A 23096-nucleotide genomic window follows, 5' to 3' on the forward strand; every position below is an offset into this window, starting at 1 on the left:
GTCGGGCGCCCCACCCGGCCGGGAATTTGTAGCGCCTGGTGCGTTTTGGTTTTCGCTTGCGAGCCATGGCTCCAAAGCTGTTCGACGAATTCACCTTCCTCGAACAGGCGATGGATCGTTTGTTCGAGAGGCCTGTTGTAAAAAAAAATCTCCAGCTTTTTTGGAATTGGCGCTCGAAACAACAGGCCAGCGGATTGTTTCCAGCGGCCGACGATGGGCGCCGTCCCAACGGGCGGCGGGGGGGATTTTTTGTTGCCTGACGAGCGCATCCGCATCCTGATCGCCGAGGATCAACATCTGATCCGCCGGGCCTTCGCCTCGATGCTGGCGCTCGAACCGGATTTCGAAATCGTCGCCCAGGCGGCCGACGGGGCCGAGGCGGTGCAGGCCGCGCGACGCTGGAAACCCCATATTGTGCTGATGGACATCCAGATGCCGCGCCTCAACGGCATTGCCGCGACGTTGCAGATCGTCAGGGACTGTCCCGACACCCAAGTCGTCATCCTGACCACTTTCGACACCGACGATCTCATTTTCGACGCCATCTGCGCCGGCGCCCAGGCCTATCTGCTCAAGGACGCCGACGAAGCCGAGATTTTGGCGACGATCCGCTCGGTCTCGCGCGGCCATTCGCGGCTGACGCCCAATGTCGCGCGCAAATTGCTCAATGAATTCCGCCGCGTGCGCCGCCCGCCCCGCTTCCTCGACGGCGACGGCGATCTGCCCGGCGAAGCGCTGACCGAACGCGAAAACGAGATTCTGCAATTGATCGTCGAAGGCAAGGGCAACAAGGAAATCGCCGGCGACACCAAACTCGCCGAAGGCACGGTGAAGAATTACGTCAGCCGCATTCTCGAAAAGCTCAACGCCCGCAGCCGCACCGAATTGGCGGTCAAGGCGCTGAACCGGCGGCTCGACGGCTAAACCGCCAGATTATCGATCAGCCGCGTCTTGCCGATCCGAGCCGCAACCAGCAGGCGGATCGGCCCCTCTTCGAGCGAGGCGATTTGGGCCAGCGTCTCCGCGTGGCGGGCCTCCAGATAATCGACGTCGAAACCCGCCGCGCCAAGCTGCAAGGCCGCTTGCGCCGCCGCTTGCGCCGGGGCCGCGCCGGAGCGGATCGCCGCCGCCGTCTCGTTGAGAACGAGGGCCAGCAAAGGCGCCTGCGCGCGTTCCGCCACGCTCAGATAGATGTTGCGCGAGGACAGAGCGAGGCCGTCCGCCTCGCGCAGGGTCGGGACGCCGAAAATCCGGGTGGGAATGTCGAGATCGGCGGCAAAGCGCCGGATGACCGCCAATTGCTGGAAATCCTTTTCGCCGAAAAATGCGCTGTCGGCCTGGGCCTGGTTGAGCAATTTGGCCACCACCAGAGCGACTCCGGGGAAATGATCCGGGCGGAAGCGGTCCTCCAGCCCCGCCAGCGCCGGGCCGCCCGGAATGATCTGGGTCGAAAAGCCTTCGGGATAGATCTCGCGCGCGGGGGGTGCGAAACAGCCCGCAGCGCCGGCCTGCGCCAGTTTGGCGAGATCGGCGTCGAAGGTGCGGGGATAGGCGTCGAAATCCTCGTTGGGGGCGAATTGCGCCGGATTGACGAAAATCGAAACGACGGTCCGCTGCGCCACCTTCCGCGCGGCCTCGACCAGCGAGACATGGCCGGCGTGCAGCGCGCCCATGGTCGGAACCAGCGCGATTTTTTCGCCCGCCGCCCGCCATCGCGCCACGGCGGCGCGCAGTGAGGAAATATCGCGGAAGACGTGCGGCGCGTCGGACATTTTGGCTCACAGCGCTTTCGGGTTCCGGATCGCGCGAAAGCGCGAGCAAGGTTCAAGATTTTCACCCGCCAGCCGGCGAAGAAAATCGATATGGCCGATCGGCAGGCCGACTTCTCGCGCCACGGCTACGATTCGGGCCATGTAGTCCTCCGGCGCGCGGTGGGAACCGCCCGCTGGCCGGCCGATATAGATCAACGCCCGCATCGGCGGCAAGCCTTCGCGCAGCACCGGCTGGCTGACTTTGACATAGCCGTCGCCTTCGTAGCGGTCGAGCGCCGCGAGATTGCCAAAACTCAATTCCCACAACACGCCATGCGCCGTGGACCCGGCGTCGCGAACCAGGGTGGCGAAACCGTCCGGCAGCAGCGCCACCCGGTGACGCGGCAGCCGCGCCCGGCCCCGCATTTTTGCGCCGGGGCAGCGCAATTCCATGGCTTTGGCGTCCATGTTGGAGCCATAGGCGAAAGTGAGCGGCATGGTTGGTCCCGAGGATTTCTGACGCTTGCCGATCCTTAGCAAAGACCGGACCCGCAGGCCAATCGTCACCAATCGTTCAAGCCGCTTGCGCCTGGAGGATATTGGCTGCGCTCGCGGCGGGCGGCGTCACCACGATCCGCGAAATGAACCAACCGGCAAGCCAGCGGATCATCCACGGTATCGGCAGGATGAAGACGCAGCCCAGAGCGGCGGCGAAGGTCCGCCAGAGAATGCTCACGCCCGTCCCGGTAAATTCGAACTCATGCGTCCCCACGGTTTGCGCACAGATCCAGCGCAGCATCAGCTTGAGGATCCAGGCCCATCCGACGATGGTCTCGACGGCGAAAAGAAACAGCACGCTCCATCCGAAAAAGGTCCAGAATCCGCCCTCGAACGAGACCTTCAGCGCCCCGTCCTCGCTGCGCAGGGCGCGGGCGAACCAACCCGTCAGCGCAAAAACCAAACCCGCGTTGATGAGCAGCAGGGCGCCGGCGATCGCCTGCCCCGTCGGGCTCTGGTTGACCAGCCCCAACCCGAGCCCGATCAGGCCGAAACCGACAAAAGTCGGCCAGCATTGGCCAATGTCGCCTTGCAGGAACAGGCGAACGCCATTCGGCAAGGCGACGCGCCCGGCGAACCAGCGATAGAACCACAAACCGGCCCAGGGCGCCGTAAAGACCAGGGAAATGCCGAGCGACGCGACGATGGAGCGCCAGAACAATCCCCAGACCGGCAGGAAGGATTGCAGCGGGCCGACGCCCGCCGCCGCCCGGTTGCCGGCCTCTCCGAGGGCTGCGGCGAGTTCCGGGACCTCGCTCGCCGGCGCCGGCCCGCCGCCTTCGACCCAGACGGCGTCTGCCGGCCCAAGGCGCCCGGCCCGCGCCAGCGCCGCCAGTTCATCCAGCGAAACCGGACCGTTTTGCGCGCCCGCGCGATCCTTGAAAAAATAATTTCCCGCCATGGCCGAACGCCTGAAATACCGCCGTGAAAACCGACCCTCGCGATGGAGCCGGCGTGGCCAATCTGCGCCGGGAGACAAAAAAACGCCAGACTCGCGCGAGTCCGGCGTTCAAGTTGAGAAACCAGCGAGCCTCAGCCGAATTCGAGGATTACCGCATCGACGGCGAGCGAATCGCCTTCCTTGCATTTGATCGCCTTGACGGTGACGTCACGCTCGGAGCGCAAAACGTTTTCCATCTTCATCGCCTCGACCATGGCGAGCGGATCGCCGATCTTCACCTCTTGCCCCTCTTTCACATACAGGTTCTTGACGAGGCCCGGCATTGGACAAAGCAGATATTTCGAAGTGTCGGCGACCTTCTTTTCCGGCATCAGTGCGAAAAGCTCGGCCTCGCGGCGGGTGAAGGCGCGCGCCTCGACGGTGACGCCGGCATGGGCGATTTCATGGCCGTTGAGAATCGCCCGCACCTGAACGGCGACCTTTTCGCCGTCGATCAGGCCGTTCCAAACCGGCAGGCCGGGAACCCAGTCGGATTCGAGGCGATGCGCGAAGCCGCCGTCGGCGAAGCGCACCAGCAGCGCGCCGTCGGATTGTTCGAGTTCGATTTCGTAAGGCGTCTTGTCGAGCATGACCGTGCGATCGTTGAGGAAGCGCACCGGGTGCTGGGTCGCCAGTTGCCCGGAAATCTGGCGCTTGCGCCGGTTGCCGACGTCATCGATGAAACCCGCCACGGCGGCCAGGCGACGGGCGACCTCGCCCGCAGCCGTCAGCGGCTTGAACCCGTCAGGATATTCCTCGGCGATGAAGGCGGTGGAAATATTGCCCGACCGCCAGCGCTCATGCTGCATCAGCGACGACAGGAAGGGGATATTGTGGCGGATGCCGTCGATGACGAATCCGTCGAGCGCGTGCGCCTGCGCCTCGATGGCGCTGAGGCGGTCGGTCGCATGGGTGACAAGCTTGGCGATCATCGGATCATAGAAGATCGAGATTTCGCCGCCTTCGAACACGCCGGTGTCGTTGCGCACGGTCACGCCTTCGGAGCGGCCCTCCTCGGGCGGACGATATTTGACCAGCCGACCAGTGGAGGGCAAAAAGTTTCGGGTCGGGTCTTCGGCGTAGATGCGGCTTTCGACCGCCCAACCCTTCAACTGGACGTCGCTCTGCTTGAGCGTCAGCGGTTCGCCATAGGCGACGCGAATCATCTGCTCGACCAGATCGATGCCGGTAATCAATTCCGTGACCGGATGTTCGACCTGCAGGCGGGTGTTCATTTCCAGAAAAAAGAAACTCTTGTCCTGGCCGGCGACGAATTCCACCGTGCCGGCGGAATCATATTGCACCGCCTTGGCGAGGGCCACGGCCTGCTCGCCCATTTTCTTTCGGGTCGCCTCGTCGAGCAGCGGCGACGGGGCCTCCTCGATCACCTTCTGGTTGCGGCGCTGGATCGAACATTCGCGCTCGCCGAGATAGATGACATTGCCGTGCTTGTCGCCGAGCACCTGAATTTCGATATGGCGCGGATTGACGATGAACTTTTCGACGAAGACGCGGTCGTCGCCGAACGAACTTTTCGCCTCCGACTTGGAGCGGGCGAAGCTTTCGGCCACTTCCTCGCGCGAATTGGCGATGCGCATGCCCTTGCCGCCGCCGCCGGCGGAAGCCTTCAGGATCACCGGATAACCGATGCCATCTGCGATTTTCACCGCTTCCTCCGGCGTCTCGATCACGCCGAGATAGCCCGGCACCGTCGAGACTTTTGCGGCATTGGCGAATTTCTTCGATTCGATCTTGTCGCCCATCGCTTCGATGGCGCCGACATTGGGGCCGATGAATACGATATTATTGGCCTTGAGCGCCTCGGCGAAGGCGGCGCGCTCGGACAGGAAGCCATAGCCGGGATGGACGGCCTCGGCGCCGGTCTTCTTGCAGGCGTCGATGATTTTTTCGATGACCAGATAGGATTCGGAGGCCGGCGGAGCGCCAATGTAAAACTTCTCGTCGGCCATTTCGACATGGAGCGCGTCCTTGTCGGCTTCGGAATAGACGGCGACGGTCTTGATGCCCATACGGCGGGCGGTTTTGATGACGCGACAGGCTATTTCGCCACGGTTGGCGATGAGTATTTTCTCGAACATTCTGGCACCGGAACGGATTTTTCCGGCCTTGCGGAGGACAAGGCCCAGCGGATGATCTGTTGGGACCGACTATTATGGGAACTATCCGCCTGCGTCCAGCCAACAAACGGCTTATGCCAGCCCTCGCAGGTGAGAACCTGCGAGGGCTGGATAGGAGCGAACGCGACGCCGAACTCATGCGAGGGATTCGTTGGCCGCGACGAGTCGCAGTCAACGAAAAATGGTATCAAGCCGAAGCAAGTTCTCCGTTCATCGCGGCCGCCGCCGCCAGCGCCGCCTGCACCGCCGGCGCCCGGGCGCGCTTGCGCACTTCATCGAGAAACCATTGCGGCGCGCGGTCGGATTCGGCGAGCACGTTTGCGAGCAACGCGAAGCCGGACAGCGAGAATTTCCTGCCCGCCTCGCCGATCAGCCATTCCGCCTGCTCCTGGGCAAGAACGCCGGTGGGGCGGACCTGCCAGACCAGGTGGTCGGTAAGGCATTCGACGAAGAATTCGGTCCATTCGAGACAGGGGGCGTTCTGCGCGCGATCGAGTTCGAACAAGGCGGCGGCCTCGTCGCGGCTGACGCCCTCCTCCTCGAACAAGGCGCGGCGCAATTGCCGGATTTCCGCCGGCGTCAGGTTGTTGGCGGCCCGCGCCAGCGACAGGATCAGGGCGCGGCGACCCCCCGCTCCCGCTTCATGCAGGCCGAACAGCGCGGCTTTGGCCGGATTTGCAACAGACATAGTTGGCGGCTCCATCGTTCGAGCAACGCTACCCCCGCCTGCGTTGCGTGAACGTGAATCGACAGAGTCAACGAATGGAAAGGTTAAGGCTTGGTTTCTTGCGTGTTTCGCAAAGGGCTACTTCCGGCTCCGGTCATAGCCGCGGCGGCGGTAGAGCAGGCTCGCGCCCGCGCCGCCATGGGCGACGGCGACAACCGCGCCGATCAGCACGTGATGCGTCTCCACATCCTTCACGTCGATCAGGCGGCATTCGAAACTGACCAGCGCGCTGCGCAGCACGGGCGCGCCGGTGACGCCCTTGCGCCAGTCGCCATGGGTGAATTTCTGCTCAAAATGCGCGTCGGTGCGCCCGGCGAAAATATCCGCCAGCGCCTCGTCGGCGGCCCCAAGCGCATTGAGGCTGAAAACGCCGTTTTCCAGAAACCGCCGCGTCGAGGGCGAATGGCGGTTGAGGCAGACCAGCATCGTCGGCGGCTGGTCCGAGATCGAGGCGTGCGCCGTCACCGTCATGCCGGCGACGCCGGCGACGCCATCGGTGGCGATCAGATGCACCGGAGAGGCGACTTCGCTCATCGCGTCGCGATAGGCCTTGGGATCGAGCATCGATTCCCCTTTCGCGAACGTCATTTCGACCGCCATGCTGGTGTTCCGTTCTTTCCCGCCAGCGCGCTGCTTACACCGCGCCGCTCCGGCGGGAAAGCTTGGCCAGTAAAATTGGCCGACCAAGGCGACTTTGCGCGGCGACGGCCAATCCGCCGCGTCTTGCAAGCCTTCTGTGTTCCAAGCCTTGTGTTGCGGCCCGGCCCGGCGCTTGCTAGCGTCCCGAAGCCGAAGCCGCGCGGACCCCGGCCGATTCTGGATTACCGATGGAAATTTTCCTGCAGCAACTGATTAACGGCGTGACCCTCGGCTCGATCTATGGACTGATCGCTATCGGCTATACAATGGTTTTCGGCATTATCGGCATGGTCAATTTCGCCCATGGCGACGTTTTCATGCTTTCCGCCTTCATCGCCCTTTTGCTGCTGCTGCTGCTGACTCAAGGTTTCGGCGTCGCGGAAGGCCCGGCCTTCGTCGTGGTGCTGTTCGCCTCGATGGCGCTGACCGCCTTGTGGAATTTCGTCATCGAGCGCGTCGCCTATCGCCGGCTGCGCGGCTCTTTCCGCCTCGCGCCGCTGATCTCGGCCATCGGCATGTCAACCTTTCTCGCCAATTTTGTCACCGTAACGCAGGGGCCGAACAACAAGTCGATCCCGCCCTTCCTCGACAAGGTCATTGCCATCACCAGCGGCGGCGCCTACGACGTCACCCTGTCCTACAAGCAAATTCTCATCGTCGCGGTGACGGCGGCGCTGCTCGCCGCCTTCTGGTACGTGGTCCAGAAGACGCCGCTCGGCCGGGCGCAGCGCGCCTGCGAACAGGACGCCAAAATGGCCGCCTTGCTCGGAGTGGACGTCGACCGCACCATCGCCCTCACCTTCGTCATCGGCGCGGCGCTCGCCGCCGTCGCCGGCAGCCTGTTCCTGCTGCATTACGGCGTGGTCAAATCCTCCGACGGTTTCGTTCCCGGCGTGAAGGCCTTTACCGCCGCCGTGCTCGGCGGCATCGGCTCGTTGCCCGGCGCGGTGCTGGGCGGGATGGCGATCGGCCTGATCGAGACGATGTGGGGGCAATATTTCTCCAGCGACTACAAGGATGTCGCGGCTTTTTCGATCCTCGCCGTCACCTTGATCTTCATGCCCTCCGGCCTGCTCGGCCGGCCCGATGTCGAGAAGGTGTGAGTGTTGAGCGCAGCCGCCTCGCCCTTTTCTCGCGCGCTGAAGGAGTCCGCGCTGGCGACGCTGATCGTCGCCGGCCTAGCCTTTCCGATCATTGCCTTTCGCGCCGATCCCGATTTCAACAATCTGCTGGAATTGTCCGCGCGCTGGCCGCTGTTCCTGGCGTTCTGCGCGCTGGGCTTCGGCCTGCGCTTCCTGCTCTCGCTCTGGGAGTCCCGCCCGAAAGCGGCGCTTGCTCTGGCTCAGGCCACGACGGGCAAGCAAAGGAAATGGCTGGCGCCCGCGGCGCTGGCGGCGCTGGTCGCCTATCCGCTGCTGATCCTGGCCCTGCTCGGGCCGCAGGCGGCGCTCAAATGGGTCGATACGTTCGGCGTGCAGATCCTGCTCTATGTCCTGCTCGGCTGGGGGCTCAATATCACCGTCGGCCTCGCCGGCCTGCTCGACCTCGGCTATGTCGCCTTTTACGCGGTGGGGGCCTATGGCTATGCGCTGCTGGCGCCCCTGACCGGCCTGTCGTTCTGGGCGCTGCTGCCGGTCTGCGGGCTGCTTGCGGCCTTCTGGGGTTTTTGCATCGGCTTCCCGGTGCTGCGCCTGCGCGGCGACTATCTCGCCATCGTCACTCTGGCCTTCGGCGAGATGCTGCGCATTGTCGCGGTCAACTGGGACGCGGTGACCAAGGGCGAGGCCGGCCTTTACGGCTTTCCCGGCCTGACGTTTTTCGGCCTGCCCTTCATCCCCGGCCCGCGTGGCTTCGCCGCCCATTTCGGCGTGGCTTTCGCCGGTGTGCACAAGCTGATTTTCCTCTATTATCTGGTGCTGGCCATCGCCCTTCTGGCCAATTTCGTCTCGATCCGGCTGCGCCGCCTGCCTTTGGGCCGCGCCTGGGAAGCGCTTCGCGAGGACGAAATCGCCTGCCGCGCGCTCGGGCTCGACACCGCCAAAATCAAGCTTACCGCCTTTGCGCTCGGCGCCTTTTTCGCCGGCGTCGCCGGCTGCCTGTTCGCGCTGAGGCAGGGTTTCGTGTCGCCTTCGAGCTTCACCTTCACCGAAAGCGCGACCATTCTCGCCATTGTCGTCCTCGGCGGCGGCGGTTCGCAGTTCGGCGTCGCGATGGCGGCGGCGCTGATCGTCGGCTCCTCGGAACTGTTGCGCGAACTGACCTTCCTGAAGGCGATTTTCGGCGAGAATTTCGACCCGACGCAATATCGTATGCTGCTGGTCGGAATCGCCATGGTGGCGATGATGAATTTCCGTCCGCGCGGGCTGGTGTCCATGCGCCAGCCGACCATTACGCTCGGGCCCGAGCCGGAGGCCAGATCGTGAGCGCGCGCGAGGTCCACCCATGACGGGGTTCGCCTGGATCGACGATCCGCTGCTGCGGGTCGATCGCGTCACCATGCGGTTCGGCGGCCTCACCGCCGTCAACGACGTGTCCTTTTCGGTCGGGCGCGGCGACATCACCGCGCTGATCGGCCCCAATGGCGCCGGCAAGACCACCTTGTTCAATTGCCTGACCGGTTTTTACAAGCCGACCGTCGGCCGCATCGCCTTTTCGCCCAAGGGCGGACTCGACGACGACCGCATCGACGAATTGACCGCCACGGCCCGGAGGAACTCCAACGACGGCGGCGAAGACCTCTATCTGCTGGAGCGCATGGCCGATTTCGAGATCGCCAAAAAAGCCCGGATCGCCCGCACCTTTCAAAACATCCGACTGTTTTCCGGCATGAGCGCGCTGGAAAATCTTATCGTCGCCCAGCATATCGCCTTGACCCCGGCCTCGGGTTACGGCGTCTTCGGCTTGATCGGACTGCCCTCCTACCGCCGCGCCGAAAGCGAGGCGGTCGAGCGCGCCAAAAAATGGCTGGAGCGCATCGGGCTTCGGCGCCGCGCCGACGATCCCGCCGGCGCCCTGCCCTATGGCGACCAAAGGCGGCTCGAAATCGCCCGCGCCATGTGCGCCAACCCGGCCCTGCTCTGCCTCGACGAGCCCGCCGCCGGCCTCAACGCCAACGAATCCCATGGGCTGGCGACGCTTCTGCGCGAAATCCGGGGGGAATCAGGCGTCTCGATCCTCTTGATCGAGCATGACATGGCGGTGGTCATGGCCATATCCGATCATGTCGTGGTGCTTGATTACGGCCAGAAGATCGCCGATGGCTCGCCATTGGAAGTGCGAGAGAATCCAGCCGTTATAGCCGCCTATCTCGGCGTCGAGGATGAAGAACTCGGGCCCGCCGAAGCCGAGCTGACAGCCGAGACGAAGCCATGAGCGCGCTATTGTCGATCGAGGGCGCCGAGGCCTTTTACGGCGCCGTGCAGGCCTTGCGCGGCGTCGATCTCGAAGTCGGCGCCGGCGAGATCGTCGCGCTGATCGGCGCCAATGGCGCCGGCAAGTCGACTTTGATGATGAGCATTTTCGGCGCCCCCCGCCTGCGCGCCGGGCGAATCCGGTTCGACGGGCGCGACATTACCGGCCTGCCGACCCATGAGATCGCGCGGCTGTCGATCGCCCAGTCGCCGGAGGGACGGCGGATTTTTCCCCGCATGACCGTCTATGAAAACCTGCAAATGGGCGCGGCTTTGGCGAGCCTCGACGGTTTTTCGGCCAATCTCGACCGCGTCTATGACATTTTCCCGCGTTTGAAAGAGCGCGCGGCGCAACGCGGCGGCACCTTGTCGGGCGGCGAGCAGCAGATGCTGGCCATCGCCCGCGCCCTGATGAGCCGTCCGAAACTGCTGTTGCTCGACGAACCCTCGCTCGGCCTCGCGCCTTTGATCTGCAAACAGATTTTCGAAGTGGTGCGCCGCCTCAACCGCGAGGAGGGCCTGTCGGTGTTCCTCGTCGAGCAGGACGCGCATCATGCGCTGAAACTCGCGAATCGTGGCTATGTCATGGTCAATGGCGCCATCGCCATGCAGGGACCGGGCGCGGAACTGCTGCGCGATCCAAAAATCCGCGCCGCCTATCTCGAAGGAGGCGGAAGTTGAACAGTGCCTTCGTAATCGGCGACCCGCGCGTTTTCATTGGCGTCACCTTGATCATCGGCGGGCTGGCCTCGTTCGCGGCGGGCCGCGCCGTCGCCCTGAACTGGAAGCCTTTGTGGCTGCTGGCGCTCTATGGCCTGCCTTTGACTTTTGCGATGCGCTTTCTGCACTGGTCGCTGTTTGGCGAACCGCTCGCCGCGCCTTTTGCCGCGCTGATCGCCTATGGCTGGACGCTTTTCGCCCAGGGGCTCGCCTGGCGGAGCGCTCATGACGCGCTGGTGCGGAGGCAATATCCCTGGCTTGGCGAAAAACATAACTGACGCCCATCGACAAAAACCCGGCATGACGGCAAGATCGCGTCGCTAAACGGCAAGGGAAAACATCCATGAAGAAGAGTTTGCTGGCCCATTGTCTCGCCACTTGTCTTGCCGCCGTCCTGCTGTCGGGCGTCGCGCAGGCGCAAATCAAGATGGGCGTCGGCGGGCCGATCACCGGCTCCGACGCTGCTTTCGGCGCGCAATTGAAGAACGGCGTCGAACAGGCGGTTTCGGACATCAACGCCGCCGGCGGCGTTCTGGGCCAGAAAATCGTGCTCAGCATCGGCGACGACGCGGGCGACGCCAAGCAGGGCCGCTCGGTCGCCAATCAATTCATCGGCGAGGGCGTGACCCTGGTCGTCGGCCATTTCAATTCGTCGGTCACGATGCCGGCCTCCGAATCCTATAATGAGGCCGGGATTCTCGAAATCACCCCCGCCTCGACCAATCCGCAGATCACCGAGCGCGGCCTGCCGCTGCTGTTTCGCACCTGCGGCCGCGACGACCAGCAAGGCGCGGTCGCCGCCAGCTATCTCGTCGCCCATGCCAAGGGCAAGAAAATCGCCATCGTCCACGACAAGTCCACCTATGGCAAAGGCCTCGCCGACGAGACGCGCAAGGCGCTCGCGGCGGCCGGCGTCAAGGAAGTGCTCTATGAGGGGCTGAACAAGGGCGAGAAGGATTATTCCGCGATTGTCTCCAAGCTCAAATCGGTCGACGCCGACATCGTGTTTTTCGGCGGCCTCCATACCGAGGGCGGGCTACTGGTGCGCCAGATGCGCGACCAGGGCGTCAAGGCCGTGCTGATGGGCGGCGACGGCATCGCCAGCCAGGAATTCGCCGCGATTGCCGGACCGGGCGTGGTCGGCACGCTGATGACCTTCCCGCCCGACCCGCGCCAGCGCCCCGAAGCCGCCGCCGTGGTCAAAGCTTTTGAGGCCAAGCACTACAACCCGGAGACCTATACGCTCTATTCCTACGCCGCCGTACAGGCGATCAAACAGGCGATGGAAAAGGCCAAGTCCACCGATCCGACCCTGGTGGCCAAGACCCTGCGTGAAGGCGGCCCGTTCAAGACGGTGGTCGGCGACCTGTCCTTCGACGCCAAGGGCGACGTCACCCGCGCCGATTATGTCGTCTACCAGTGGCGCCCCGGCGCGGACGGCAAAATCACCTATGAGCAAGTTCAGAATTGAGGTGATATACTAATTTTAAATTACTGGAAAATATAACTAATTCTGCACTTGAGAAAACGCTCCATCTGGCCTCGTCCACCACGCCCCTCATGCTGAGGAGGCCCTGAAAGGGCCGTCTCGAAGCAGGGGGGATCGCTGGCCGCGATCTTTCCGCAATGCGCCTGTGATGAAGGTTTCGTCTGCGGCCCATGGTTCGAGACGCGCCTGACCGCGCTCCTTGACGCGAAGAGGCGACGAGCGTCTTGGCCTTCCGTCCGCCCGGGCCGCGCTCGCCCGTCACCCCAGCGTCGCGAGCCCCGGAAACGTCTGCAACAGCCAGAAACTGACGCTCTGGATGCCCCCGGTCAGGAACATCACGCCGGTGACCACCAGCAACGCGCCGACGATTTTCTCGACCTTGCCGAAATGCGCGCGGAAACGCTTCATGAACCGGATGAAGGGCTCCATCGCCAGCGCCGCGAGCACGAAAGGCAGGCCGAGGCCAAGGGAATAGGCCGCGAGCAGGATCGCGCCATGGGCGACCGTCGCCTCCTGCGAGGCGACGGCGAGGATCGCCGCGAGAATCGGCCCGATGCAGGGCGTCCAGCCGAAGGCGAAGGCGAGGCCCATGACATAGGCGCCCCAGAGGCCGATCGGCTTTTCGACGCTGACTCGCTTTTCGCGATAGAGCAGATTCAGCCTGAAAACGCCCAGAAAATGCAGGCCCATGCCGACGATGGCGACGCCGGCCAGCGCCGAAAGCAGGGGCAGATGCTGGCGCACCGACTGGCCGAGCACGGAAGCGGTGGCGCCGAGCAGCACGAACACCGTGGAAAAGCCGAGCACGAACAATATCGCCGCGATCAGCATGTCGCGTTCGGCGCGGCGCTCGCCGCCCTCGGCCAGTTCCTCCAGCCCCGAACCGGCAATAAAGGTCAGATAGGGCGGCACCAGAGGCAGCACGCAGGGACTGAGAAAGGACAACAGCCCCGCCAGCGCCGCCGCCGACATGGTCACATTACTCGTCATTGCAAGAATTCCGTCTTCGTCGCTGCGCCCTGACGCCTTATACGATAGAATCCCATCTCTGCTTCAATGGATTTCAACCGATCCTTGGGAAATGGAACTGTCCTTGCGCAATCTCATCACCGATGTCGCCGGCGTCAAGGTCGGCTCCGCCCATGATCCGGTCCTGGCTTCCGGCGTCACCGCGCTGATCTTTGACTTGCCCGCGACCGCCGCCATTTCGATCGCCGGCGGCGGGCCGGGTCTGCGCGACGCGGCTTTGCTGGAGCCGGAAATGACCGTGCAGACGATCGACGCGCTGGTTCTCTCGGGCGGGTCGGCCTATGGCCTCGATGCGACGGGCGGCGTGCAGTCTTATTTACGCGAGATCGGTCGGGGGTTTGACGTCGCCGGCCAGCTGGTGCCGCTGGCGCCGGGCGCGATCCTGTTCGACCTCGCCAATGGCGGCGACAAGAATTTCTGGAGCGAGCCGAAATATTGGCGACTCGGGCGCGAGGCGGCGCGGGCGGCGGCGGAGGTTTTCGACCTCGGCACCAGCGGCGCCGGCTATGGCGCGACGCTGGCCGATCTCAAGGGCGGCCTCGGTTCGGCCAGCATGGTGACGCAAGACGGTTTTGTCGTCGGCGCGCTGGTCGCCGTCAACTCGGTGGGACAGGCGACGATTGGCGACACCGGCCATTTCTGGGCCGCGCCTTATGAACAGAATCGCGAATTCGGCGGCGGCGGCTGGCCGCAAGCCTTCTTGCCGGAGCATCTGGCGCTGAAATCCAAGAGCGCGGCGCCGCAGAACACCACCATCGCGATTGTCGCCACCGACGCCGCGCTGACCAAGCCGCTGGCCAAGCGCATGGCGATCATGGCGCAGGATGGCGTCGCCCGCGCGTTGCGGCCGATCCATGCGGCGCTCGACGGCGACGTGGTTTTTGCGGCGGCCACCGGCGCCAGCGGCCGCGAAGCCGATATTTTCAGCCTGACCGGGATCGGCGCGGCGGCGGCCGATTGCCTCGCCCGCGCCATCGCCCGCGCGGTCTATGAGGCGACGCCTTTGCCCTTTGTAGGCGCCCTGCCGAGTTGGCGGCAGAAATTTGGCGGCTGATTTTAATCGATGTTTCCGCCGGGCGGCATCGACGCCTTCATGAGAATCGTTCGACCGTCGCGCCCATCCAGAGCACGCCCGCCATGCAAATTGCGCAGAATACGGCGGCCGAACCCATGTCCTTGACGATCTTGATGACAGGGTCGATCTGCGGCGTCGTGCGATCGCAGAGTTTTTCGATGCTGGTATTCAACAGCTCGACCGCGAGCACCGCCAGCAAACAGGCGATCAATTCAGCGCGGCGAAAGGCGTCCGGCGTCAGAATGAAGGCAGAGGGAATGGACGCCGCCAGCACAGCCACTTCAAGACGAAAGGCGCGCTCCGTTTGCCAGGCGCTGGCGAGGCCGCGGAACGAGGCCTCGAAGGCGCGGATCAATTGATGCTTGCTCAAAACTCTACACATTTTCCAGGGAGGGAACCCAATTCTATCGCGTATATACGAGGGTCGCATGAAACTGTCTAACCTTTATCCCGGAACTCATGCGCCCCACATCTCGATTATTACACCAAATGGAATTCATGATCTCGCCAACAACGCGGGCTGGGTCAAGGGCTGCGTCCAAAACGACACGGGCGCCTTCGCGGTTCAGACGATCCGCCGATGGCGCCAAGATGTCCGCCGCGTTCGCTAGAGTCGATTGCGATTCGGTTGAATCGCAATCGACTTTAGATTCCTTTGTTTTCGCAATGTTTTTGCGCAAAACCGGCGTCCACATTTTCGCGCATTGCTTGATCGGCTCGCGAGGCGCCAGGTCGTCACCGCCGTTGGCGGCGGGTCGAATGGCTCGCGCGTGCGATTGCGGAAGGTCGAACTGCAGCGCCTCGCCGATGAACTGGGCATCTCCATCGAGGTTCATCATCTGCTGCGGGGAATTAGCAAATAGAACAAGATCGACCATCCCCTGTTCTCGTTCATCATGCAAAACTGGCGCGCTAAACCGCCCGTCAACTATCACGTCACCGTCGAACGGATCGGCGCGACGACCACCGAAAACCGATCGACAGCGCGGTGCGAACCCGACAAAAAGCCCAATCCCAAGGGTATCGGCGTGTTGGACGAGGAAATTTGGAGCCTTAAAATCCAGCGCGCGGATTTCCACGGCGGATGGAACTACTCCTTCGCGCATTCAAACCCGACAATCAAAGCGGTTGATTCCTGACGATCCCTCATTTCGAAGCGCCTGTCTCACTCGCGTTGACAAATTTCGAGCCGCCAATAAACTATTTGGGATTGCGTGGTTAAACAACGCTATCCATGTCGCCGGAACGACAGCGGCATTTCTTATTGTTGTCAATGGGAGGAAATAAGCGAATGCACAAAGAACAAGTTTTTAAAATCGCCCTATCCGCTGCAATCTTAGTTGCGACTATGGTTTCCTTCCAGGCTTTTGCTGGACCCCACGATGCGGGCTATTATAAATGCAATGCGCAGACCGGGATCACTTACTGGCGGTATTCAAAAAAGAGGAGCGATGCCCAGGAAACGGCCTTCAAGCAGGCTGTCACGAACGTGGCAGGTATAGGGAAAGGGTGCCGAAGTGTCTCATATCCATCGAAAGAGCCGGAAGGGACCGAGATCTGAAATCAAATCGGCGTAATGCCGAGTTCCCAGGAGATCACTTCCTGCTTCTACGCTGGACATGGAAGAGCTTGCGGCCGTTGCCGGGGGAACATATCTGTCGAGGCTCGCCATCCGCCGCCGGGAACCAGCCAGCGGAACAAGATCGGGCGTCGCCTTTTCTCGTTCATCATGCAAAACGCGCGCGGCGCGCCGTTCGTCAGCTAACGCGTCATCGTCGAAAGTATCGGCGCGACGACCACCGAAAACGGATCGACGGTTCGATGCAAACGCGACGAAAAGCGCCATCCCAAGAGTATCGTCGCGCCACGGCGAATGGAACCACGCCATCGCGCGTCCGGATATTCGTTCTCAAACCCGGGCTAACCGAGCGCGATTTATGAATTCCGCGCGGTCGCGCGGAAGCGGCGGTTTTTTCCGGATTTTGAGTTAATTCACCGCCAGAATGACCTGGCTGGGGTCGAACGTCGCGGCGGCCTTGCTGCCGCGCACGAGGCCGAGATCTTCAGCCGTCTGGCGCGGAACCACCGCATGAAGCGTCTTGCCGTGGCCGATATCGAGCAGCACTTCGCTGTTGCGTTCGGCGTCGGTGCGCTCGGTCACTTCGCCGATGAAACAATTACGCCCATCTTTTGGCGCGTGTTCAACTGAAAACAGGCGGATGAACGGAGACTTGACCAGCGCTAGCACCTTGCGTCCGGGCGCGAGATCGAGATCGTCGGCGGCCTCGTTGGTGACGATGGCCAGAATGTGCCGATCCTCGGCGATCTTGAGCGTCACTTCGACATCGACCGGCCAGCGCCTGACCTGCGCCACTTCGGCCTGAAACACGTTGCGCGCCGAAATGCGCGCGCCGACCGTCCACAGCAGCGCCTCTTCCTGGCCTTGCACGCCTTCCTCGGCGATCATATTGGAAATGAGCGATAATTTCTCCTCCAGCCGGTGGAAGGTGGCGATCAGGCGGCGCCCCTCCTCGGTGACTTCGGCGCCGCCGCCGGAGCGCCCGCCCGGCCGCGTCAGGAACGCCGGGGTCGGCAGCAGATTATTGACCGCATTGACCGAATCCCACGCCGTCTTGTAGCTGAAGCCGGTGGCCTTGGCGGCCTTGGCGATGCTGCCGAGTTCCGCGACTTTTTCGAGCAGCTTGATGCGCTCGCGTCCGACCAGGAAGCGGCCCTCGCTGTGCAAAGCCAGCAGGGCGTTGATCTTGTGTCCCGTCATTTCAGCCTCGTTTCCCGGCGCCACCTTTTCGCCTGGGGCGCTTTTCGTCGCGCGGCCGGGTAAAAATTCCGCTTGCCCGGCAGATCGTTTTGGTTTTAGCTCATGACAATATGTAATCGAATGACATTACGCTTTTTGCCCGTTATCTGGTCCACTGCAAGGCAAAGGCCGCGTCGCTCGCGCGGAAAAGGTCTGTTGATACCACGATTTGGATAACGGCGCGCCAAAGTTGGCGGCGCACGGAACTGGATTATAGCCGCCGCCTGGAAAGGCGGCGCACCCAATCGTCAAGCCCGGAGCACGCGCGGTCCCCATCTCCCGCGCCAGTTCTGGCATGACGGTCAAGGCGGCCCCGGCCTGTAGCCCTCTCGAAGGCCGGGGCCGCCGCCCAAGCTTCCGCCGTTTGCCTGGCGCGGTCAAATCAGGGCGCGCAGCGGTCGGCGAACAGCGCGTCCATGGTCCGGGCCGGCGCCGCCTTGCGCAGGCGCGGCAGGCCGAAGCCGTCCTCGATCGTCGCCAGCAGGCTGAAATGATCGAAGCGCGTCGCATCCTGGAATGGCGCGTCGCAGGAAGTCGTCACAATGGTCGCAATATGGTTGTCGGCGCCGCCGGCGGCGCGCACAAATTCCGACACCGGCGCATCCGAATACAAAGGTCGCGCGCCCTCGTCGAAGGTCACGACGATCGCCGAGCGGCGGGAGAAATTTTTCGAGCCGCGAATCGCCGTGACGGCATCGCGCACAAAGGCGTCGAAATCGGCGATGAGGCGGTCGCGGTCATGGCACTGGGTCAGGCCGTGGCCGTCATGGCATTGATTGGGAACGATCAGCGCGACTTGCGGCGCCTCGCCTTCGAGATCGGCGGCCAAGGCCGCATAGGGCTTGATCAGCGTGGCCCGATCGGGGTCGGCGGCCAGCGACTGGAAATAGGGCAGCGGATTGTGCTTTTGCACGTAAAGCGCGCCCGCGACGCCGCCCGGCGCGACCGTGACCAGCGATCCCGGCTCCGGCAGGGTTTCGGCATAGAGAACGAAACGCAAGCCGGCGCGGCGCAATTGATCGACCAGCGAATCGCCCGAAATCTGGTTGCAGGGAGTCGAAGGCGCGATGTCCGGGGCAAAGCAACTCGGCCGGTCGTCGCGGATGCCGAAATCGTCGCCGCCGATCAGGGCAAGGTAATTGGGCAGGCTCGGATGGGCGACGCCGAAATAGCGGGTGGCCAACCCTTGCGTCCGCGCCAGTTCGCGCAGGAAGGGCGACGGGCCGTTGAACAGGGCGTCGTCGAAACCATGATTTTCAAGAACGATGACATAGATATGGTCGAAACGCGGCGTTTGCGCCCGCGCCGTGGCGGTTGCGAGGACAAGGGCCGCCAGCAGCGCCGAAAATAACGGAATCGCCCGAAAAATGGGTCGCCAACGAACGCGTGTGGCCATTCTTGCTTCTCCGGCTTGAACGCAACTGCAAGCATTTTGCGCAACAACAGGCGAATATTCAAAGGATTTCAGGTTCGCTCCAGCCTTCCCGGACCTATCCCTGAGCCGAGCCCCCCGGGCGCGACGTCGCCAGCGTAAAATCTCTGTTGACGAAATTAAAAAAGGTGTCACACTAGAAGTCATTGCAGCCTCGATTGAAAGACGTGCGGAGCCGCTTTCAAGTCAAGGATAACGCCTTCGGGCTATGAACCCGCAAGACGAGCAATATTATGGTCGATATCCCCGGTAATGGCGACAAGACTTAAAATGTTTTGTTGCTGTTGTGGATCGGCCGCCAGCATGGATCGCTGCGCGTGAGATCAGGCTCCCTCCGGATCCACTCGCGCATCGGCGATAAAGCCTGGAAAGCGGTTTGCATGACTCCACCTCAGTTAGCTGATTTCGGACGCTCTCGTCAGGGTGAGACGTCTCGACGTTGAACCAAGGCCAAAGCGCGAAATCCGCCAGTTCGATGGGAGATGCCGATAAACACTCAAAGCAGGTCTCATAGCGGAAACATCCGCCTTTTGTTCTGATCTCTATCGGAATTCGCAATAAGGCGAATTTTGGCCCCGCGCGCCCCAGGCGGCGGGGCCTGTTCGTTTTTTCCGCACCCCTGGCGACTAGCTTCGATTGCGATTCGGCTGAATCGCAATCGAATTTAGATTCCTTCGTTTTCGCAATGTTTTTGCGAAAAACCGGCGTCCACTTTTTCGCACATTGCTCTAGGCGGCGCGGGCGGAGCTATGCAGGGCTGAAATTTATGCGCCCATTTGTCAACGCCACCGCCTGAACCGGGTCAAGCCGAGCGCAAGCGCAAAGAAAAAGGCCGCATCCAGGATGCGGCCTATTTTCGTTTAGTTGCCGGCAATATTGGCCTTGGCTCGCGCCCACCAGCCGGAGCGCTTCGGCTTGTCCGGGTCGGCTGCGGTGATGACCGGCAGTTCGATCTGGCGGGGAACGGGAGACGGCGCCGCCTCCGGCAAAGGTTGCGACTCTTGCAAAGGTTCGGGCCTGGACTCCGATCGCGATTTTTGCGCCGGTTGCGATCTCGGCTCCGGCGTCGCGGCGACCGGGACAGGCGCCGGTTCGATGTGAACCGGAACGGGCGCCGCCTCGGCGACTGCTTCCGGCGAAGCCGGCTCGTGCGCCGCTTCCGGTGCAGCGAAAGCCGGATGGACGCGCGACTCAGGAGTCGGCGGCACAGCCTCGTCGGTTTCGGCGGCGGGCGCCGTCAGCTGCGACAATTCACCCGCTTCGTTCTCGTTGCTCGCCGTCTCGCCGGTCGGGCGCCAGTCGCCGGCAAATTCGCCGTTTTCACCGTCGCGGGCGCCGCGTCCGCCGCGACGCCGCCAACGGCCGCGGCCGCGCCGGCGCTCGTCCGGACCTTCTTCGCGCGGCGCCTCCGGGCTGGGTTCTTCCTCGCCGCCGGACTCGACCGGCGCGATCAGGTCGCCGCCGATTTCCGCCATCGTCTCCAGCCCTTCATCGGAAGGCTGCGGCGCATTGGGATCGGCGACGCTGGCGTCGCGCTCGAAATTGCGGCCCCGGCCGCGACGGCGGCGACGGCGGCGGCGGTTTTCCGCATCGCCGTTCTCGCCGCCCGCCTCGGAGGACTCGCCCTCCGCCGCCTCGGTCTCGGGCTCGATCTCTTCGTCGAAATCGGCTTCCGATTCCGCTTCGCCGATCGGTTCGATGTCGTCGATCGCGCGGCGGGGATCGAAGCGGCGCAGCGGGTCCGGCGCCGGACCGGTCGCCGGCTCGCCGCGCTCCAGCGCATGATAGGCGCCGCCGGTCAGCGAATCGTCGGCCTCGACGGTCACCGAGACGCCGAAACGCTCCTCGATCACGCGCAACAACGAGCGCTTCTGGTTGAGAATATAGAGCGCGATCACCGTGCGGGTGCGCAAAATCACATTATGCGAGGCGCTTTTGATCAGAGCGTCTTCGAGTACGCGCATCACATGGACGGCGACCGAAGCGGTCGAGCGCACGGTGCCGGCGCCCGCGCAATGCGGGCAGATCACCGAGGAGCCTTCGAGCACGCCGGTGCGGATGCGCTGGCGCGACATTTCCAACAGGCCGAAATGCGAGATGCGGCCGACCTGGATGCGGGCGCGATCGTCCTTGAGCGCTTCCTTGATGCGGCGCTCGACGGCGCGATTGTTGCGGCTTTCCTCCATGTCGATGAAATCGACGACGATGAGGCCGGCGAGATCGCGCAACCGCAATTGCCGGGCGACTTCGTCCGCCGCTTCGAGATTGGTGCGAAGCGCCGTGTCCTCGATATTATGTTCGCGCGTCGAGCGGCCCGAATTGACGTCGATGGCGACGAGGGCCTCGGTCTGGTTGATGACCAGATAGCCGCCCGACTTCAGCGTCACCTGGGTATGGAAAAGCGCGTCGAGCTGCGATTCCGCGCCCCATTTGGCGAAGATCGGCTGCGGCTCGGTATAGAATTGCACATTCTTGACATGGCTCGGCATCAACAGGCGCATGAAATCGCGCGCCTCGCGGTAACCCGCCTCGCCGGCGACGACGACGTCGTCGATGTCCTTGTTATAGAGGTCGCGGATAGCGCGCTTGATCAGCGAGCCTTCCTCATAGACCAGCGCCGGGGCGCTGGAGGACAGGGTGAGTTCGCGCACCGTCTCCCACATGCGCATCAGATATTCGAAATCGCGCTTGACTTCCGGCTTGGTGCGGGACGCCCCGGCGGTGCGCAGGATGACTCCCATGCCTTCCGGAACGTCGAGTTCCTGGGCGATTTCCTTGAGCCGCTTGCGGTCGACGGCGTCGGTGATCTTGCGCGAAATGCCGCCGCCGCGCGCGGTATTGGGCATCAGCACCGAATAGCGCCCGGCGAGCGACAGATAGGTGGTCAGAGCCGCGCCCTTGTTGCCGCGCTCCTCCTTGACCACCTGGATCAGCAACACCTGACGGCGCTTGATGACTTCCTGGATCTTGTACTGGCGGCGCAGGCGCGGCATGCGATAGGGCGCCTCGTCCATGGCGTCGCCGCCAAGCTGTTCGACGATTTCTTCTTCCTCGCCGCTTTCGCCGCCTTCACGGTCGCCGCTCTCACGGTCTTCATGGACGCCGTTATCGCCTTCCTGATCTCGGTCACGGACGGCGAAGCGGCGCGCGCTCGTCCCTTCTTCTTCCCCGTTTTCACCCAAGGCCTCGTCGGGATCCACCGCTTCCCGCGACTCGCGCGGTTCAAAAAAAGCGGCTTCTGGCGCGCGGGCCACAAATGTGTCGTCGTGCGTTTCACCCGGTTCGTCGCCAGCCTCCTCGACAATAGCGAATCCTTCCGGATCCGAAGCGAGTTCGTGGCTTGCGGCCCGTGGCGAGGCCTCGACCGAGGGGGCGACTTCCAAAACCGGCTCCTGCTCGGCGACAGCAAGCAATTCAACCGCGACCGACTGTTGAACCGAGTCAGCGTCGACGCTCCACTCTTGCGCCGCGACCGCGCCATCTGGCGCCGCTTCGCCTTCGAATTCAGCGGCCTCGACGAATTCTGCTTCCGGCCCGCCAGGTATTTCGACGCCCTGCTCCGGCGCAAAGTCCTGAGCTGCCTGACCATCCTCGCGGGCGCTTTCCCCGGATTGGGCCGATGCGCCGGGCTCGTCGTCGCCGAGAATCTCGCCGGTCACGCGCTCGTCGTCGTTGGGACGGCGGCGTTCCGAGCCGCGCCGGTGGCGGCGGCTGCGGCGGCGGCTGGTGTCCTCGTCCTCTTCCTCGCGATGCGCGCGCGATTCCTCTTCGAGCAAGGCGGCGCGGTCGGCATGGGGGATCTGGTAATAATCGGGATGGATTTCAGAAAAGGCGAGAAAGCCGTGGCGATTGCCGCCATATTCGACAAAGGCGGCCTGAAGCGAGGGTTCGACCCGCGTCACTTTCGCCAAATATATATTGCCGCGCAGTTGTTTCTTGGACGCGGATTCGAAATCGAACTCTTCGACTCTATTGCCGCGTAGCACCACCACCCGCGTTTCTTCGGGATGGGAGGCGTCGATGATCATCTTGTTGGCCATTGGGAACTCTTGCAGGCATGACGCGGCCACAGGCCAGGATCGCGCTTGCGCATTCGTCGGCGGATTCCAGAGCATATTGCCAAAAAGCGGGTGACTTTCCGGATAAGACTATGCTTTGAAAACAGAAGCTCAAATCGCTTTGACGTTTCCAGGAAACATCAAGCCGAACTGGGCCGCCCGGTCCGATTACGCGCTCGGCGCCGCGCCACGGGAGGCGCGCCATGCGATAACGGGTTGAGGGAAGGTGAAGTGACGGAAAACGCCACGCGCAGCGCTCTTGAGGCGCGGCGCAGCGGGAAAAGACGGGCGAACGGCCCGGTGGGCGGATCG

The 23096-nt window shown here is 63.2% G+C and carries 21 protein-coding genes and 1 pseudogene; 10 read left to right on the forward strand and 12 right to left on the reverse strand.

Annotated features, from left to right (window positions below; translation table 11 throughout):
- The first annotated feature begins 65 nt into the window (after positions 1-65).
- Together QZY01_RS01240 and QZY01_RS01245 are read left to right on the forward strand one after the other, a co-directional pair.
- On the forward strand, positions 66-260 hold the full coding sequence (locus QZY01_RS01240) for a hypothetical protein (protein ID WP_294532430.1): 195 nt from the start codon (positions 66-68) through the stop codon (positions 258-260).
- A complete protein-coding gene (locus QZY01_RS01245) occupies positions 253-924 on the forward strand; it encodes a response regulator transcription factor (protein WP_294532433.1) in 672 nt (223 codons plus the stop codon). Before QZY01_RS01240 ends, QZY01_RS01245 begins: the two co-directional genes overlap by 8 nt.
- Here QZY01_RS01245 and panC read toward each other — a convergent pair.
- The 6 genes from panC to QZY01_RS01275 form a co-directional block, all read right to left on the reverse strand.
- Positions 921-1772: a pantoate--beta-alanine ligase gene (gene panC / locus QZY01_RS01250; RefSeq protein WP_294532435.1), complete on the reverse strand. Its 852-nt coding sequence runs from the start codon at positions 1770-1772 to the stop codon at positions 921-923. The two genes, QZY01_RS01245 and panC, sit on opposite strands and share 4 nt — an antisense overlap.
- Positions 1773-1778: 6 nt before the next feature.
- Entirely contained in the window at positions 1779-2249 is a 471-nt protein-coding gene (locus QZY01_RS01255; protein WP_294532437.1) for a gamma-glutamylcyclotransferase family protein, read from the reverse strand.
- Between the two features lie 76 nt (positions 2250-2325).
- A complete protein-coding gene (locus tag QZY01_RS01260; RefSeq protein WP_294532439.1) occupies positions 2326-3210 on the reverse strand; it encodes a DUF4339 domain-containing protein in 885 nt (294 codons plus the stop codon).
- 131 nt (positions 3211-3341) lie between these two features.
- Positions 3342-5348, reverse strand: a complete 2007-nt coding sequence (locus tag QZY01_RS01265; RefSeq protein WP_294532440.1) for an acetyl/propionyl/methylcrotonyl-CoA carboxylase subunit alpha — start codon at positions 5346-5348, stop codon at positions 3342-3344.
- 226 nt (positions 5349-5574) lie between these two features.
- Positions 5575-6075 (reverse strand): hypothetical protein, encoded by a 501-nt coding sequence (locus tag QZY01_RS01270; protein WP_294532442.1) that lies wholly within the window; start codon positions 6073-6075, stop codon positions 5575-5577.
- A gap of 117 nt (positions 6076-6192) precedes the next feature.
- Positions 6193-6702: a flavin reductase gene (locus tag QZY01_RS01275; RefSeq protein WP_294532444.1), complete on the reverse strand. Its 510-nt coding sequence runs from the start codon at positions 6700-6702 to the stop codon at positions 6193-6195.
- Positions 6703-6941: 239 nt separating this feature from the next.
- Between QZY01_RS01275 and QZY01_RS01280 the strand changes: the two genes are divergently transcribed.
- The 6 genes from QZY01_RS01280 (at position 6942) to QZY01_RS01305 (ending at position 12354) form a co-directional block, all read left to right on the forward strand.
- Positions 6942-7856 carry a branched-chain amino acid ABC transporter permease LivH gene (locus QZY01_RS01280; protein ID WP_294532446.1) on the forward strand — a complete coding sequence of 305 codons (915 nt, stop codon included), beginning with the start codon at positions 6942-6944 and terminating at the stop codon, positions 7854-7856.
- Between the two features lie 3 nt (positions 7857-7859).
- The gene (gene livM, locus QZY01_RS01285) at positions 7860-9176 is read left to right on the forward strand and encodes a high-affinity branched-chain amino acid ABC transporter permease LivM (protein WP_294532448.1); all 1317 of its coding nucleotides are present in this window, start codon (positions 7860-7862) and stop codon (positions 9174-9176) included.
- A 19-nt stretch (positions 9177-9195) separates the two neighbouring features.
- Positions 9196-10125, forward strand: coding sequence for an ABC transporter ATP-binding protein (locus tag QZY01_RS01290; RefSeq protein ID WP_294532449.1), 930 nt, complete (start codon positions 9196-9198; stop codon positions 10123-10125).
- Positions 10122-10844: an ABC transporter ATP-binding protein gene (locus QZY01_RS01295; protein WP_294532451.1), complete on the forward strand. Its 723-nt coding sequence runs from the start codon at positions 10122-10124 to the stop codon at positions 10842-10844. The genes QZY01_RS01290 and QZY01_RS01295 overlap by 4 nt, the downstream gene beginning before the upstream one ends.
- The gene (locus QZY01_RS01300; protein WP_294532453.1) at positions 10841-11161 is read left to right on the forward strand and encodes a DUF6867 family protein; all 321 of its coding nucleotides are present in this window, start codon (positions 10841-10843) and stop codon (positions 11159-11161) included. Before QZY01_RS01295 ends, QZY01_RS01300 begins: the two co-directional genes overlap by 4 nt.
- Positions 11162-11226: 65 nt before the next feature.
- The gene (locus QZY01_RS01305; protein WP_294532455.1) at positions 11227-12354 is read left to right on the forward strand and encodes a branched-chain amino acid ABC transporter substrate-binding protein; all 1128 of its coding nucleotides are present in this window, start codon (positions 11227-11229) and stop codon (positions 12352-12354) included.
- A 276-nt stretch (positions 12355-12630) separates the two neighbouring features.
- Here QZY01_RS01305 and QZY01_RS01310 read toward each other — a convergent pair whose 3' ends face one another.
- Complete coding sequence (locus QZY01_RS01310) at positions 12631-13362, reverse strand: cytochrome c biogenesis protein CcdA (RefSeq protein ID WP_294532457.1); 732 nt, start codon at positions 13360-13362, stop codon at positions 12631-12633.
- A gap of 103 nt (positions 13363-13465) precedes the next feature.
- Here QZY01_RS01310 and QZY01_RS01315 point away from each other — a divergent pair, with 103 nt between their 5' ends.
- Complete coding sequence (locus tag QZY01_RS01315; RefSeq protein WP_294532544.1) at positions 13466-14455, forward strand: P1 family peptidase; 990 nt, start codon at positions 13466-13468, stop codon at positions 14453-14455.
- 37 nt (positions 14456-14492) lie between these two features.
- Here QZY01_RS01315 and QZY01_RS01320 read toward each other — a convergent pair whose 3' ends face one another.
- A complete protein-coding gene (locus tag QZY01_RS01320) occupies positions 14493-14846 on the reverse strand; it encodes a diacylglycerol kinase (RefSeq protein WP_294532459.1) in 354 nt (117 codons plus the stop codon).
- A 58-nt stretch (positions 14847-14904) separates the two neighbouring features.
- On the opposite strand from QZY01_RS01320, the pseudogene QZY01_RS01325 reads away from it, so the two are divergent.
- A pseudogene (locus QZY01_RS01325) lies at positions 14905-15615 on the forward strand (hypothetical protein).
- 383 nt (positions 15616-15998) lie between these two features.
- Here the strand turns inward: QZY01_RS01325 and QZY01_RS01330 are convergent.
- From QZY01_RS01330 to QZY01_RS01345, 4 genes are all read right to left on the reverse strand, one after another.
- Positions 15999-16322 (reverse strand): hypothetical protein, encoded by a 324-nt coding sequence (locus tag QZY01_RS01330; RefSeq protein ID WP_294532461.1) that lies wholly within the window; start codon positions 16320-16322, stop codon positions 15999-16001.
- A gap of 141 nt (positions 16323-16463) precedes the next feature.
- Complete coding sequence (locus QZY01_RS01335; protein WP_294532463.1) at positions 16464-17255, reverse strand: TOBE domain-containing protein; 792 nt, start codon at positions 17253-17255, stop codon at positions 16464-16466.
- A 421-nt stretch (positions 17256-17676) separates the two neighbouring features.
- Complete coding sequence (locus QZY01_RS01340; protein WP_294532465.1) at positions 17677-18690, reverse strand: alkaline phosphatase family protein; 1014 nt, start codon at positions 18688-18690, stop codon at positions 17677-17679.
- An 896-nt stretch (positions 18691-19586) separates the two neighbouring features.
- The gene (locus QZY01_RS01345; protein WP_294532467.1) at positions 19587-22766 is read right to left on the reverse strand and encodes an Rne/Rng family ribonuclease; all 3180 of its coding nucleotides are present in this window, start codon (positions 22764-22766) and stop codon (positions 19587-19589) included.
- Between the last annotated feature and the right edge of the window lie 330 nt (positions 22767-23096).

Source organism: uncultured Rhodoblastus sp. (assembly GCF_903903185.1).
GTDB lineage: Bacteria > Pseudomonadota > Alphaproteobacteria > Rhizobiales > Beijerinckiaceae > Rhodoblastus.